Annotated in this window: 12 protein-coding genes and 1 riboswitch; of the genes, 4 read left to right on the top strand and 8 right to left on the bottom strand. The window is 52.6% G+C overall.

The window, feature by feature from the left end; all coding sequences use genetic code 11:
- Window positions 1-67 precede the first annotated feature (67 nt).
- Together murI and btuB are read right to left on the bottom strand one after the other, a co-directional pair.
- Window positions 68-919, bottom strand: coding sequence for a glutamate racemase (murI, locus tag FDW94_RS23240; RefSeq protein ID WP_003847829.1), 852 nt, complete (start codon window positions 917-919; stop codon window positions 68-70).
- Window positions 864-2,720, bottom strand: a complete 1,857-nt coding sequence (gene btuB, locus FDW94_RS23245) for a TonB-dependent vitamin B12 receptor BtuB (protein WP_032945649.1) — start codon at window positions 2,718-2,720, stop codon at window positions 864-866. Before btuB ends, murI begins: the two co-directional genes overlap by 56 nt.
- 64 nt (window positions 2,721-2,784) lie before the next feature.
- Window positions 2,785-2,972, bottom strand: a riboswitch (cobalamin riboswitch).
- Between the two features lie 115 nt (window positions 2,973-3,087).
- Here btuB and trmA point away from each other — a divergent pair.
- Entirely contained in the window at window positions 3,088-4,188 is a 1,101-nt protein-coding gene (trmA, locus tag FDW94_RS23250; protein ID WP_137378323.1) for a tRNA (uridine(54)-C5)-methyltransferase TrmA, read from the top strand.
- A gap of 45 nt (window positions 4,189-4,233) precedes the next feature.
- Here the strand turns inward: trmA and FDW94_RS23255 are convergent, their stop codons facing one another.
- Complete coding sequence (locus FDW94_RS23255; RefSeq protein WP_003825114.1) at window positions 4,234-4,593, bottom strand: YijD family membrane protein; 360 nt, start codon at window positions 4,591-4,593, stop codon at window positions 4,234-4,236.
- A 15-nt stretch (window positions 4,594-4,608) separates the two neighbouring features.
- Window positions 4,609-5,244: an HTH-type transcriptional repressor FabR gene (gene fabR / locus FDW94_RS23260; protein WP_003028862.1), complete on the bottom strand. Its 636-nt coding sequence runs from the start codon at window positions 5,242-5,244 to the stop codon at window positions 4,609-4,611.
- A gap of 191 nt (window positions 5,245-5,435) precedes the next feature.
- Here fabR and sthA point away from each other — a divergent pair, with 191 nt between their 5' ends.
- On the top strand, window positions 5,436-6,836 hold the full coding sequence (gene sthA / locus FDW94_RS23265; protein WP_003028860.1) for a Si-specific NAD(P)(+) transhydrogenase: 1,401 nt from the start codon (window positions 5,436-5,438) through the stop codon (window positions 6,834-6,836).
- On the opposite strand, the gene oxyR is transcribed toward sthA, so the two are convergent.
- The 4 genes from oxyR to argC all read right to left on the bottom strand — a co-directional run bounded on the left by oxyR (window position 6,819) and on the right by argC (window position 11,337).
- On the bottom strand, window positions 6,819-7,736 hold the full coding sequence (oxyR, locus tag FDW94_RS23270; RefSeq protein WP_008787060.1) for a DNA-binding transcriptional regulator OxyR: 918 nt from the start codon (window positions 7,734-7,736) through the stop codon (window positions 6,819-6,821). The two genes, sthA and oxyR, sit on opposite strands and share 18 nt — an antisense overlap.
- A 333-nt stretch (window positions 7,737-8,069) precedes the next feature.
- Window positions 8,070-9,440 carry an argininosuccinate lyase gene (gene argH, locus FDW94_RS23275; protein ID WP_032945646.1) on the bottom strand — a complete coding sequence of 457 codons (1,371 nt, stop codon included), beginning with the start codon at window positions 9,438-9,440 and terminating at the stop codon, window positions 8,070-8,072.
- A gap of 108 nt (window positions 9,441-9,548) precedes the next feature.
- Entirely contained in the window at window positions 9,549-10,322 is a 774-nt protein-coding gene (argB, locus tag FDW94_RS23280; protein ID WP_048237071.1) for an acetylglutamate kinase, read from the bottom strand.
- Window positions 10,323-10,332: 10 nt separating this feature from the next.
- The gene (argC, locus tag FDW94_RS23285; RefSeq protein ID WP_137378324.1) at window positions 10,333-11,337 is read right to left on the bottom strand and encodes an N-acetyl-gamma-glutamyl-phosphate reductase; all 1,005 of its coding nucleotides are present in this window, start codon (window positions 11,335-11,337) and stop codon (window positions 10,333-10,335) included.
- Between the two features lie 155 nt (window positions 11,338-11,492).
- Here argC and argE point away from each other — a divergent pair, with 155 nt between their 5' ends.
- Together argE and ppc are read left to right on the top strand one after the other, a co-directional pair.
- Window positions 11,493-12,644, top strand: a complete 1,152-nt coding sequence (gene argE / locus FDW94_RS23290; RefSeq protein ID WP_137378325.1) for an acetylornithine deacetylase — start codon at window positions 11,493-11,495, stop codon at window positions 12,642-12,644.
- Window positions 12,645-12,913: 269 nt separating this feature from the next.
- Window positions 12,914-15,040: phosphoenolpyruvate carboxylase (gene ppc, locus FDW94_RS23295; protein ID WP_137378326.1), on the top strand; the 2,127-nt coding region annotated here is incomplete at its 3' end.

The raw sequence follows: 15,040 nt of genomic DNA on the forward strand, positions 1-15,040 counted from the left end.
TTATTTCAGGCTGACAAGGGGAAATTTAAAATAATCTTCCGAGTGCGTATTTTTTCATCAAAACCACTTAAACTGACAGTTTTTCGAGCGTTTTAAAGCCATAGCGCTGTAGCACAGGCAATAATTGTTCAGCTTCTGTCGTCATTGCCATACAAAATGCGACATTCTCATCGGTTGATTTCGCATCTGGCGCTTCATGCTCTAACAACCAGGCCGTGCGGCGCGCTATCGCGGCACCAGAATCCACCAGTCTCGTCCCCTCGGGAAGGACCTGTAAAAGTTCTTCCTGTAATAGAGGGAAATGAGTGCAACCGAGCACTACTGTGTCAGGTGGTTCAGACATCCGCAGCCACGGACGCAGAATACGCCGCAGCTCTTCCAGAGAAACTGTTTCACCGTGCAGCTTCGCTTCCGCAAGTTCCACCAGCTCAGCAGAACCCAACATTGCAATTTGGCATTCGTTAGCGAATCGCGCAATCAGCTCATGGGTATACGACCGCTTCACCGTTGCACGTGTAGCCAGTAGCCCCACAACACCGTTCGCCGTGAGTCGCGCTGCCGGTTTAATCGCAGGCACCACGCCCACAACCGGGAAAGCAAATTTCTCACGTAACGCAGGGAGCGACACCGTGCTTGCTGTATTACACGCGATGACCGCAAGAGAGAGGGGATAGCGCTGCTGGACCGCAGTCACAATCTCAACAACACGCTCGACGATAAACTCCTCGCTCTTCTCTCCATAAGGAAAAGCGACGTTGTCGAAAGCGTAGATATAGTGGAGATCCGGCAGAAGACGCCGGATCTCGTCATAGACCGACAACCCACCGACGCCGGAATCAAACACCAGCACGGTGGGACGGGGATCAGAAGGTGTAGCTGCCAGACAAGGTGTATTCCCGTCCTGCAGTTGCGTAGCCATAAACTGTCTCGTAATCTTTATCGAACAGGTTGGCGATTTTACCACGAACTGTCAGCTGTGAGGTGATTGGATATGACACTCCGATATCCCACAAGCTGACGCCGCCCAATTTAACATCACGATTATTGTCGTAATCATTATCGTAACGTTCACCTATATATTGATAAGCAACGTTCCACCCCAAGTCCTGAACCTGCCCAGTTAACTCATACTTAACCTGCTGTTTTGCTCGGCGATAGAGTACCTTATTCGTATCATCATCCCGCGGGTCAACATACTGTAGCGTCAGGTGATGATCTACTGGGCCAGTCGTAACATTCCCAGTCCATTCCAGCCCTTTAATCGTGGCTGACTTAACGTTGACGTACTGGTTATTCTTGTAATCGATCAGGTTTTGAATTTCATAATGATATGCAGAAAGACGCCAATCAAGCGGCCCTGTCAATCCATCAATCCCTGCTTCCCACTGTTTAGATTCTTCCGGTTTCAAATTCGGGTTGGCTGCAATACCCGGCCCATAGGAAGAGGCAAAACGCGTAGCCCCGTATTGCTGACCAAGTGAAGGAGCCAGGAAACCTGTGCCATAAGAGAGCGTTGCACGGTAGCCATCAACAAACTCCCAGCCTGCAGCAGTCTGCCAGGTGCCATGCCAGCCGAATTGTTCATCATGATCTTCACGGCCTGAGGCTTCCAGCGTGACGCTATCAATTTGTTGTTGCCCAGTTAGATAAAGTCCGGTCGTATCACGTTTATAAGCGTCCGATTTCGTGGTACTACTGGAAGTCAGCTTTTCTTGTTTCCAGTCGACACCACCGCTAATCGCTCCATGCCCAACCTCAACGTTATTTCCCCACTGAATATAGCGCTGTTCCATATTATCCAGCGTAGCATCCCCCGCATAACGACCGAGTTGATTGCTATAGTTGTAATCTTTGAGATGCTGGTAGTTAGCAATCAGTTGGGCGGAATAGATACCTGAGCTGTAACGAAGGCCGGAATCCCAGGACTGAGTGTAATTCTGAGCTTCGTCATTACCGCCAGCATAGCCATAAGAGCCCTGATCGTAATCGCTATTCGCCGTGTAGCCGTAACCACGGAAGAAACCGGAGAAGTTATCGTTAAACTTGTGCTGCAAGCCGCCCCAGAACAGTTTGTTGCGATAACCATCGCGATCGCTGTCACCGCTGTAAGGGGAATCAGGTTGAATGTTAAAACCTTTGGTCGTCTGGTAAGCGCCAGCCGCCGTCACCATCGTGTCACCAAATCGTTTATTTATCGTGCCATCGTAGGTCTGATAACCATCAGTCCCCATACCTGCGTTGATCTGTGATTTCTCTTCATTACTCATCGTAATGATGTTCATCACACCACCGATCGCACCAGATCCGTACACAGCTGAACGCGGCCCGCGAATATATTCAACACGTTGCACCAACGATACCGGAATCTGACCAATATCAATCGCATTACCGATGCCCGCACGCGCCATCGGCACGCCATCAATCAATACCAGGACATGCCGGGACTCAGTACCGCGAACATACAGCGAGGAGCTTTTCCCCATACCGCCGCTTTGCGAAATATCTACGCCCGGCAATCGGCGCATGACATCATTGAGATCTTTTGACTGCCAGCGCTGAATATCTTCACGCGTCACCACATCAGTGGGGGCAAGGACAGTATTAACAGGCTGCTGAAAACGGTTGGCAGTAACAACGAGAGTATCTGGGCTAGTATCCTGTGCCCAACCAGAAAATGCCGTGACGGAAAGTGCCGTGCACAGCAACGATTTTTTAATCATTGTAAAGCATCCACAATATAAGAAGGATGCCGCAGGTCCCACCGATAGTACGCGATGATGAAAGCCAGATGCGACGTTAGCCGGCAGGTCTTCGGGCTTGGAGGCAACTTAAAGAGACGATGACTTCCCACGGCATGCCGCAGTGTCTGCACCAGGTGCGCTCATCCCCTACCTTCCTTACCGCTGCGCGTCAGCTCCAGATTCACACTGGATTCCCTTTTAACTCACAGGACCGGAAAACGGATGCTACAGTTTGTTACAACCCACTGTCCAGACTGCGTATCACAATATCGGAAATCATCAATGACTGGACATCTGATGAGCAATCCCTACAATCCCCGCGTACTTTTATTTTTCAGGACGCATCATGACCCCCGAACACCTTCCGACAGAACAGTACGACGCACAGTTAGCTGAAAAAGTGGTGCGTCTGCAGAGCTTAATGACGCCATTTTATGCACAGGCTCCGGAAGTGTTTCGCTCACCGGTCAGCCACTACCGTATGCGCGCGGAATTCCGTCTGTGGCATGACGGTGATGATCTGTACCACATCATGTTCGACAGCCAGACCAAAAACCGTATCCGTGTCGACAGCTTCCCGGCAGCCAGTGAGCTTATCAACACGCTAATGACGGCAATGATCGAAGGCGTTCGCAACAACCACGTCCTGCGTCACAAACTGTTTCAGATTGATTACCTCACAACCCTGAGCGGTCAGGCGGTGGTATCGATGCTGTACCATAAAAAGCTGGATGATGAATGGCGTCAGGAAGCTGAAACGCTGCGGGATGCGCTACGGGCGAAAAACCTGAATGTGCATCTGATTGGCCGGGCAACCAAAACCAAAATCGAGCTGGATCAGGACTACATTGACGAACGCTTGCCGGTTGCGGGTAAAGAGATTATCTATCGCCAGGTTGAGAACAGCTTCACCCAGCCGAACGCCGCCATGAATATTCAGATGTTGGAGTGGGCGATTGATGTCACCAGGGGCTCAAAAGGCGACCTGCTGGAGCTGTATTGCGGCAATGGCAATTTCTCGTTAGCCCTGGCACAAAACTTCAACCGCGTACTGGCGACGGAAATCGCCAAGCCGTCCGTTGCTGCTGCACAGTACAACATTGCGGCTAACCAGATTGAAAACGTACAAATAATCCGCATGGCGGCCGAAGAGTTTACTCAGGCGATGAACGGCGTTCGCGAGTTCAACCGTTTGCAGGGAATCGATCTGAAGAGTTACCAATGTGAAACTATCTTCGTTGACCCACCGCGCAGCGGTCTGGACAGCGAAACGGAGAAAATGGTGCAGGCGTATCCGCGCATTCTGTACATCTCCTGCAATCCGGAGACGCTGTGTAAAAACCTGGAAACGTTAAGCCAGACGCACAATGTTTCACGTCTGGCGCTATTCGATCAGTTCCCGTATACGCACCATATGGAGTGCGGCGTGTTACTGACCGCGAAGTAAGTGATGTCCTGGCCGGGGGCGCTTCGCTTGCCCGGCCTACAAATATTATTCCGCAATTTCCTGCTTACGGTTACGCACTTTAAAGCCGATCCAGAACACCAGAATCACCGACAGTACCGCTGGGAAGAAGTTAGAGCCGATATCCGGATATTCAGCGCGTACCACGGTGCTGTACAACAGAACGCCGAGGATAAAGCAGGCGGCAGCCAGGCCCGGCAATCCCACAGGCATGGTGCGGTTCTGATAGCGTTGATGCAGACAATACACCGTCAGCACCAGCGAAATGATCGGGAATACTGAGAATGGCACAATGGAGCTAAACAGCGCCGCAAATGTACCATTGATCGATAAGCCAGCAACCAGCGCCAGCAGCAGCGTACCTTTATCTTGACCTGACTGTTTCATTGCTTGTCCTTCTCGTTACTCGGAGTGGTGCGTCATCTTCTCTTGTTCACGGCGGTACCAATAAAATGCGCCTTTCGCGATCATGCGTAGTTGCAATACCAGCCGCTCTTCCAACTGTCGGCGCTGTTCAGCGCCAACATCCAGTGCTTCTGCCCCGGCGCTGAACACAATGGTTACCATGGCTTCGGCTTGCGCTTCAGTAAACGCACGAGGCATATGGTTTTCGAGTTCCAGATAGTCCGCAAGTTCCGCGATGAAGTGCTGAATTTCACGAGCGACCGCTGCACGAAACGCTGCGGATGTCCCCGAACGCTCGCGCAATAATAAACGGAAGGCGTTGGGATTGTTGCCGATGAACTCCATAAATGTTGAGACCGAGGTGCGGATCACACTCCCGCCCTTCGCGATACGCTGGCGCGCCTGGCGCATCAACTGACGCAGCATCAGACCGCTCTCGTCCACCATCGTCAGGCCGAGTTCATCCACATCGCGGAAATGGCGATAAAACGAGGTTGGCGCAATGCCCGCTTCACGAGCAACTTCGCGTAAACTGAGGCTGGCAAAACTACGCTCAGCGCTGAGTTGACTAAATGCGGCTTCTACCAGCGAACGCCGGGTTTTCTCTTTTTGTTGCGCTCTAACGCCCATCACGATGTCTGAATCCTTCCACATACCTTGCTGGCACTATACCAGAGATTAGGCGGTTGGCATGGCTTTGTGAATGATTGTTTACGCGCAGTTTGTGCTTCGACTTCGCAAAAAAGCACAACGATAATTGGGTTATCTCAACAACGATGTTACTATTCTGTTGCTTTTATGTATAAGAACAGGTAAGCCTGACCATGTCACATTCTTACGATTACGATGCAATAGTAATAGGTTCCGGTCCCGGCGGCGAAGGCGCGGCAATGGGTCTGGTTAAGCAAGGAGCGCGCGTCGCGGTAATTGAGCGCTATCATAACGTCGGCGGAGGTTGTACCCACTGGGGCACCATCCCGTCGAAAGCTCTCCGCCACGCCGTCAGCCGCATTATTGAATTCAATCAGAACCCACTGTACAGCGACCACTCCCGACTCCTTCGTTCTTCTTTCGCCGATATTCTCAACCACGCTGATAACGTTATTAATCAGCAAACGCGTATGCGGCAAGGATTTTACGAGCGCAACCACTGCGAAATTTTGCAGGGAAATGCTCGTTTTGTTGATGAACACACGATCGCCCTGGAATGTCACGACGGTACGGTGGAAACGCTGACTGCGGATAAGTTTGTTATTGCCTGCGGTTCGCGTCCTTATCGCCCTGTTGATGTCGACTTTTCGCATCCCCGGGTTTACGACAGTGACTCTATCCTGAGCCTGCACCACGAACCCCGTCATGTGCTGATTTATGGCGCAGGGGTCATTGGCTGTGAATATGCGTCGATCTTCCGTGGAATGGACGTCAAAGTTGATTTAATCAACACCCGCGATCGTCTGCTGGCATTCCTCGATCAGGAGATGTCCGACTCGCTCTCTTACCACTTCTGGAACAGCGGTGTGGTCATTCGCCACAACGAAGAGTATGAGAAGATTGAAGGTTGCGATGACGGCGTCATCATGCACCTGAAGTCCGGTAAGAAACTGAAAGCCGACTGCCTGCTGTACGCCAATGGCCGTACCGGTAATACCGATTCGCTGGCGCTGGAAAACATTGGTCTGAAAACCGACAGCCGCGGGCAGCTCAAAGTGAATAGCATGTACCAGACGGCGCTGCCGCATGTGTACGCCGTAGGAGATGTGATTGGTTATCCGAGCCTGGCATCGGCGGCCTACGACCAGGGACGCATTGCCGCCCAGGCACTGGTAAAAGGCGAAGCCACTGCGCATCTGATCGAAGATATCCCAACCGGGATTTATACCATTCCGGAAATCAGCTCCGTTGGTAAAACAGAACAGCAGCTCACGGCAATGAAAGTTCCATACGAGGTTGGCCGCGCCCAGTTTAAGCATCTGGCACGTGCACAAATCGTGGGTATGAGTGTCGGAACGCTGAAGATCCTGTTCCATCGCGAAACCAAAGAGATTTTGGGGATCCACTGCTTTGGGGAGCGCGCGGCCGAAATTATTCACATCGGACAAGCGATAATGGAGCAAAAAGGTGGTGGTAACACTATCGAGTACTTCGTTAACACCACCTTTAACTACCCAACCATGGCAGAAGCCTATCGGGTAGCGGCGCTAAATGGCTTAAACCGCCTGTTTTAACGCACTGTCGAAATGGCCATCCATTGATCCACGGATGGCCTCTGCCAGCTGTTCATAACGGCTGCGCAGCGGCGAACCAGGACGGTACACCAGACCAATCGTACGACGCGGTTCGGGTTTAATGCATGGCAGATAAACGACACCATCACGCTTACGCTCCGGCGGAACGGCCAGCGCAGGCAGTAAGGTAATACCACTGCCTGCCGCCACCATGTTACGCAGCGTTTCCAGACTGGTTGCCCGAAAATGGGTATCTTCATCAGCACCCGCTTCAAAGCAGAAACCCATCGCCTGATCGCGCAGACAGTGGCCATCTTCCAGCATCAGCAGTTTTTCACCCGCCAGATCGGACATCGGTACACAGTCACGGTTTGCCCATGGGTGATCTTCATAGATCGCCAGCATCATAGGCTCATCAAATAACGGTACTTCGATGAACGCCTCACTCTCTTTGACCAGCGCCAGAATGACGCAGTCGAGCTTGCCGCTATCCAGTTGCGCCAACAGCTGATGTGTCTGCGCTTCATGGAGATACATCTCCAGTTTTGGGAAGGTCTGGTGCAACATCGGAATAATATGCGGCAGCAGGTATGGCCCCACCGTTGGGATCAAACCAATATGCAGCGGGCCAGACATTGTCTCGCCTTGTTGGCTTGCCATCTCCTTGAGCACTTTGACCTCGCGCAGCACGGTGCGCGCCTGATCCACCAGCAGCAAACCGGCCTGGGTGAACAGCACCTTGCGACTCGTACGCTCCAGCAACATGACGCCAAGCTCATCTTCCAGCTTGCGGATCTGCCCGCTCAGCGTTGGTTGGCTAACGTGACAGGAGTCTGCCGCTCGTCGGAAGTGACGATGTTCGGCTAGTGCCACCAGGTATTCAAGATCACGAATATTCATTATTCATCCTCCATCGCCACGATAGTTCGTAGCGATAGGTAGCATAGCAACGAACGATTATCCCTATCAAGCTTTCTGTTTAATAATGCACCACAGAAACGGAACGGTACCCCTTTAACCCTTGAAGCTACTGTCCGTTTGAGAGTTTCTCTCATACTCGAAATAACTAAAGCCAACGTGAACTTTTGCGGACCTTGAGTCCGCATTTTTTTTGCATAAAAAAAGCCCGGCGTCGCAAAGCTCGGCCGGGTTATGGTTTGGTAGGCCTGATAAGCGTAGCGCCATCAGGCAGAACGGCGCACAGTGCCGGATGGCGGCTTCGCCTTATCCGACCTACAGGCGTGCCTTCGCGTAGTCGATCGCCTGCGCAACCTGCTGCGGCGACACGCCACCTTTCGCTGCACGTTTATCCAGACACGATTGCAACGAGAGGATCGGGTAAACGTCATCGCCAATCACCTGGCTGAACTTTTGTAAGTCGGCAAGCGACAGCGCTTCCAGCGGTTTGCCCTGACGAATCGCCTCGACCACCGTTTCCCCCACAATATGGTGCGCTTCGCGGAACGGGACGCCTTTCGCCACCAGATAATCCGCCAGCTCAGTGGCGTTAGCATAACCCTGCTGCGCCGCTTCCTGGCAACGCGGACGTTTCACCTGGATTCCATCCAGCACCAGCGCGGCCATATGCAGACAGTCCAGCCAGGTGTCGAGCGCGTCGAACAGCCCTTCTTTGTCTTCCTGCATATCTTTGTTGTATGCCAGTGGAAGGCCTTTTAAAGTCATCATCATGCCGGTCAGCGCACCCTGCACGCGACCGCATTTGCCACGGATCAGCTCCAGCGCATCCGGGTTTTTCTTCTGCGGCATCAGAGATGAACCGGAAGTCACACGGTCGGAGAGTTCAACAAAGCCCGCTTCGCCGGTGTTAAAGAAAATCAGATCTTCAGCAAAACGCGACAGGTGTACCATGCCGATAGAGGCGTCGGAGAGTAACTCCAGCACGTGGTCACGGTCAGAAACGCTGTCCAGGCTGTTGCGCGTTGCAGAGGCAAAGCCCAACCAACCCGCCAACTGCTCTCGATCGATTTCATACGCCGTACCCGCCAACGCGCCGCAGCCTAACGGACTGACGTCCAGGCGTTTGAGCGCATCCTGCAAACGGCTCTCGTCACGCGCCAACATTTCAACATAGGCCAGACACCAGTGAGCAAACGTCACCGGCTGCGCACGTTGCAGGTGGGTGTAACCCGGCATGACGGCGTCCTGGTTATTCTCCGCCGTCACCACCAGCGCAGTTTGCAACTGACGATTGGCCGACAGTAATTCGATAACCGTGTCTTTGCACCACAGCTTGAGATCGGTCGCGACCTGGTCATTACGGCTACGCCCGGTATGCAGTTTTTTACCAAGCTGGCCGACTTTATCAATCAGCTTACCTTCCACCCAACTGTGAATATCTTCGGCATCGCTTTGCAAAATCTGCTGAGGATTCGCGCGAACCTCTTCCAGCAGGTTATTCAGCGCCTCTTCCAACTGCAGCTGTTCATCGGCAGTCAGTACACCTACCGTTACCAACGCTTTGGACCAGGCCACAGAGCCAACAATATCCTGTTCTGCCAGGCGGTAGTCAAAACGCAACGAGTCGTTGAACTGTTTGAACCGCTGATCTGCTGCCTGTGTAAAACGCCCACCCCAAAGTGCCATAACGAATTTCCTTAATATGATATTTTTGCCCGGTGGCGCTGCGCTTACCGAGCCTACAAAACCCACGTAGACCGGATAAGGCGAAGCCGCCATCCGGCACATTAATAGTTAAGCCAGAATACGCGTACCAATTGGCGTGCCGTTAAACAGCGCCGGAAGTTGCTCTGCATGACGCCAGGAGGCGATATCCACCGGACGGCCCAGCGTACGCGCGGCATCCAGCGCTGCATTCACCTTCACGATCATGCCATCGGTAATAATGCCCTGTTCAATCAGCTGTTCCGCTTTCGCCGCGGTCATTTCGGCAATGCGCTGGCCTTTGCCATCCAGAATACCGCTCACATCAGAGAGCAGGATCAGATCCGCACCCAGTGTTGCCGCCAGCGCTGTTGCAGCCTGATCGGCATTCACGTTCATCAGCAGACCATCATCAGTGACACCAATAGAGCTCACTACCGGCAGAAAACCGCTTTCCAGCAGCGTGTTAATCAGCTTAGGCGAACCCGGCTGCGCCAGTCCAACATGACCCAGTTCTTTATCGAGCGGCGTCACTTTTACGCTGTCGCCATCGCCAAGATACAGACCAACAGACGCGATGTGATGCTTTTTCGCCCAGGCCAGCAAGGTTTTATTCGCCGTTCCCGCCAGGGCACCGGTAATAATTTCAATTTGATCGGCAGGCGTGACGCGCAGACCATTTTTCTTTTTCACCGGCAGATTCAGTTGCTTCATCAGCTCGTCGACCACGCAGCCGCCACCGTGCACAATGACCAGCGGACGCTGGTGCGACTCACGATAATTCACCAGTGCGGTAAACAAGCGCTCCAGCGCCTCTTCACTATCCAGTAAAACGCCGCCCAGCTTGATAATTAATGGATTCATTGTTGCACCCTTAAATAAGAGACTGCGTTTGGGCAAAGCCAAAACGAATATTTGCGCACTGCATCGCCTGTGACGCCGCGCCTTTCAATAAGTTGTCTTCCGTCGCCACAACGATCAGATGCTCACCCTGCACAGCAAACCCGATATCGCAGAATGGTAATCCAACCACATTCTTCAACGCTGGAACCCCTTTGTCATACAGACGCACCAGCGGCTTATCGCCATACGCCTGTTGCAGCGTCTGCGCTACCTGAGCATGAGTTACACCCGCTTTAAGGCGGCAAGTGATAGTTTCCAGAATTCCGCGCGGGAAGTTGCCCAGATGCGGGGTGAAAATCACTTCAGCCCCCAGATGAGTAGCGATTTCCGGCTGATGACGATGGGTAAACACGCCATATGGTTGCAGGCTTACTTCGCAAAAACTATTAGAGATAGCCGCTTTACGGCCCGCGCCGCTTACGCCGCTGGTCGCATTAATTACCGGCCACTGGCTGAGATCCAACAGCCCGGCGTCAATCAGTGGTTTCAGCGAAAGCTGCGCCGCCGTCGGGTAACAACCCGGCACAGCAATCAGATTCGCTTCTTTCAGTTGGTCTTCTTTCCATTCCGCCAGCCCGTAAACTGCCTGCTCCAGCAGGTCGGGATGCTGATGGGTAAAACCATAGTATTTTTCATAGAACGCGCCGTCATTTACGCGAAACGCGCCAGAGAGGTCAAACACCACGCAACCGGCCTGCAAAAACTGCGGAGCCAGGTCATGACTTACCTCATGAGCCGTTGCGAGGAACACAACATCCACCCCTGCGCTAAACTCGCTGATATCTGACATTGGCTGCAACGGTAAATCGACAATGCCTTTCAACTGCGGATGCAAATCGGAGATTAATTTTCCTGCATCATTGCTTTGCGCTGAGACGGTCAAAGCGGTTATGGTCATATCAGGATGGCGATTTACATAGGTCACAAGCTCTGCGCCGGCATAGCCACTGGCGCCCACAATCAGCGTATTCAACATCGGGGCTGCTCACCTTCTTAGATTCTGTTGCCAGGTATAAGCCTTTATCACCTCACCTTACACTTGGTGGGTTTTATTACGCTCAACGTTAATGTATTTTTATTCATAAATACTGCATGAATATTGATACTATCATGACCCGAGGTGTGTCAACAATGAAAAACAATTTACCGCCATTTATCGAGATTTACCGCGCTCTGATTGCCACGCCATCGATTAGCGCTACCGAAGAAGCGCTCGATCAAAGCAATGCAGGTTTAATCACTCTGTTGGCGGGCTGGTTTAAAGATTTAGGCTTCAATGTGGAGGTCCAGCCGGTTCCCGATACGCGGAATAAATTCAATATGCTGGCGAGCATTGGACAGGGCTCTGGTGGTCTGTTGTTGGCGGGCCATACCGATACCGTACCCTTTGACGACGGACGCTGGACGCGCGATCCGTTCACCCTAACCGAGCATGACAATAAGCTCTATGGTTTGGGTACGGCGGACATGAAAGGCTTCTTCGCCTTTATCCTCGACGCGTTGCGTGATGTCGACGTCACGAAGCTGAAAAAGCCCCTCTACATTCTGGCCACTGCTGACGAAGAGACCAGCATGGCGGGAGCTCGCTACTTTTCTGAAACCACTGCTCTGCGCCCAGACTGCGCGATTATTGGCGAACCCACTTCACTGCAACCGGTTCGCGCACACAAAGGTCATATCTCTAATGCGATACGCATTCTGGGACAATCGGGTCATTCAAGCGATCCGGCGCGTGGCGTTAATGCGATTGAACTGATGCATGATGCCATCGGCCATATCATGCATCTGCGCGATGACCTGAAAGCGCGCTATCACCATGATGCCTTTACCGTTCCGTATCCAACGTTAAATTTGGGCCACATCCACGGTGGCGACGCCGCCAACCGAATCTGCGCCTGCTGCGAACTGCATATGGATATTCGCCCGCTACCGGGTATGACGCTAAACGATCTCAATGGGTTACTTAACGAAGCGCTGGCCCCTGTCAGCGAACGCTGGCCGGGCCGCCTGACCGTATCGGAACTGCATCCACCGATTCCAGGCTATGAGTGTCCGCCTGACCATCAACTGGTAGAGGTGGTTGAGAAACTGCTGGGCGCACAGACTGAAGTGGTGAACTACTGCACCGAAGCGCCATTTATCCAGACGCTTTGCCCGACGCTGGTATTGGGTCCAGGTTCTATTAATCAGGCGCATCAGCCGGATGAATATCTGGAAACACGCTTTATTAAGCCAACTCGCGAATTAATCACCCAGGTTGTGCATCATTTCTGCTGGCATTAACTGCTTATCACCCCGCAAATCCTTTAGTGGTAAGCGGGGTGATTTTTTAACATTTCCATAAGCAACGCTTATTTGATTGGATGTGAATTAAATAACGTAAATTCACGGCATTTATTCGTTTGCTGAACCGATTTCGCAGCAATTGACGTCACGTGTTTTACGTGGCTTTATAAAAGACGGCTAAAAAGTTAAGTCCGCAAGATTTCGCGTGATAGTCAGGCGCGAAAGATACAGGACATATTCAAAATAGATGGGGTGTCTGGGTTAATATGAACGAACAATATTCCGCGTTGCGTAGTAATGTCAGTATGCTCGGCAAAGTGCTGGGAGAGACCATCAAGGATGCGCTGGGAGAGAACATTCTTGATCGCGTAGAAACAATTCGTAAGCTGTCCAAATCATCTCGCGCTGGCAATGAAGTTAATCGCCAGGAATTGCTCACCACACTGCAAAATCTGTCTAACGACGAGCTGCTGCCGGTTGCCCGCGCATTTAGCCAGTTCCTGAACCTGGCCAACACCGCCGAGCAATACCACAGCATTTCGCCAAAAGGCGAAGCAGCCAGCAACCCGGAAGTGATTGCTCGCACTCTGCGTAAACTGAAAGAGCAGCCCAACCTCAATGACGCCACCATCAAGAAAGCCGTAGAATCACTCTCTCTGGAACTGGTACTCACCGCCCACCCGACCGAGATCACTCGTCGTACGCTGATCCATAAAATGGGTGAAGTGAACGCCTGCCTCAAGCAGCTTGATAACAAAGACCTCGTCGATTATGAACGCAACCAACTGATGCGCCGTCTGCGTCAGCTCATTGCCCAGTCCTGGCATACGGATGAGATCCGCAAGCTGCGCCCAAGCCCGGTTGATGAAGCCAAATGGGGTTTCGCGGTAGTTGAAAACAGCCTGTGGGAAGGTGTACCGAACTACCTGCGCGAGCTGAATGAACAACTGGAAGAGCATCTGGGTTATAAGCTGCCGGTTGATTTTGTCCCGGTTCGATTTACTTCCTGGATGGGCGGTGACCGTGATGGTAACCCGAACGTAACGGCAGATATCACCCGTCACGTGCTGCTGCTCAGCCGCTGGAAAGCGACAGACCTGTTCCTGAAAGACATCCAGTTTCTGATTTCTGAGCTGTCGATGGTGGATGCCACGCCGGAGCTGATGGCGCTGGTAGGCGAAGAAGGTGCAGCTGAACCTTATCGCTATCTGATGAAAACCCTGCGTTCTCGTCTGATGGCAACTCAGGCCTGGCTTGAAGCCCGTCTGAAAGGCGAGAAATTGCCGAAACCTGCGGGACTTCTCACCCAAAACGAACAGCTTTGGGACCCGCTATACGCGTGCTACCAGTCTCTACAGGCCTGTGGCATGGGTATTATCGCCAATGGCGAATTGCTCGACACCCTTAGGCGCGTGAAGTGTTTCGGTGTGCCGCTGGTGCGTATTGATATTCGCCAGGAAAGCACCCGTCATACTGAAGCCCTGGGCGAACTGACCCGTTATCTGGGTATTGGCGACTACGAAAACTGGTCGGAAGCGGATAAACAGGCTTTCCTGATCCGCGAACTGAATTCCAAGCGTCCGCTCCTGCCGCGTAACTGGGAACCGAGCAACGACACCCGTGAAGTGCTCGACACCTGTCGGGTCATTGCCGAAGCCCCATATGACTCCATTGCCGCCTATGTTATCTCGATGGCGAAAACTCCGTCGGATGTGCTGGCCGTGCATCTGCTGCTGAAAGAAGCCGGAATTGGTTTTGCTATGCCGGTCGCTCCGCTATTTGAAACGCTGGACGACCTCAACAATGCCGATGACGTCATGTCTCAACTTTTAAATATCGACTGGTACCGCGGCTTTATTCAGGGCAAACAGATGGTCATGATTGGCTATTCTGATTCCGCAAAAGACGCGGGCGTGATGGCGGCCTCCTGGGCGCAATACCAGGCTCAGGACGCGCTAATCAAAACCTGCGAAAAAGCCGGTATCGAACTGACGCTGTTCCACGGTCGCGGTGGTTCCATTGGTCGCGGCGGCGCGCCTGCACATGCGGCGCTACTCTCTCAACCGCCGGGCAGCCTGAAAGGCGGTCTGCGCGTGACAGAACAAGGGGAGATGATCCGCTTTAAATACGGCCTGCCGGAAGTGACCATCAGCAGCCTGTCGCTGTACACCGGAGCAATTCTGGAGGCCAACCTGTTACCACCGCCAGAACCGAAAGATAGCTGGCGTCATATCATGGATGAGCTTTCCGATATTTCCTGCGAGCTCTATCGTGGATATGTGCGTGAAAACAAAGACTTCGTTCCTTATTTCCGCTCAGCGACACCGGAGCAGGAACTGGGTAAACTCCCGCTCGGTTCACGTCCGGCAAAACGCCGTCCGACCGGCGGGGTA

The sequence above is a fragment of the Citrobacter sp. wls757 genome (genome assembly GCF_005280935.1).
GTDB classification, from domain to species: domain Bacteria; phylum Pseudomonadota; class Gammaproteobacteria; order Enterobacterales; family Enterobacteriaceae; genus Citrobacter; species Citrobacter portucalensis.

Coding starts and splice junctions, on each gene's coding strand:
- argB (WP_048237071.1), bottom strand. CDS start 10,322: ATGAATCCATTAATTATCAAGCTGGGCGGCGTTTTACTGGATAGTGAA.
- btuB (WP_032945649.1), bottom strand. CDS start 2,720: ATGATTAAAAAATCGTTGCTGTGCACGGCACTTTCCGTCACGGCATTT.
- trmA (WP_137378323.1), top strand. CDS start 3,088: ATGACCCCCGAACACCTTCCGACAGAACAGTACGACGCACAGTTAGCT.
- argE (WP_137378325.1), top strand. CDS start 11,493: ATGAAAAACAATTTACCGCCATTTATCGAGATTTACCGCGCTCTGATT.
- FDW94_RS23255 (WP_003825114.1), bottom strand. CDS start 4,593: ATGAAACAGTCAGGTCAAGATAAAGGTACGCTGCTGCTGGCGCTGGTT.
- oxyR (WP_008787060.1), bottom strand. CDS start 7,736: ATGAATATTCGTGATCTTGAATACCTGGTGGCACTAGCCGAACATCGT.
- sthA (WP_003028860.1), top strand. CDS start 5,436: ATGTCACATTCTTACGATTACGATGCAATAGTAATAGGTTCCGGTCCC.
- murI (WP_003847829.1), bottom strand. CDS start 919: ATGGCTACGCAACTGCAGGACGGGAATACACCTTGTCTGGCAGCTACA.
- argC (WP_137378324.1), bottom strand. CDS start 11,337: ATGTTGAATACGCTGATTGTGGGCGCCAGTGGCTATGCCGGCGCAGAG.
- argH (WP_032945646.1), bottom strand. CDS start 9,440: ATGGCACTTTGGGGTGGGCGTTTTACACAGGCAGCAGATCAGCGGTTC.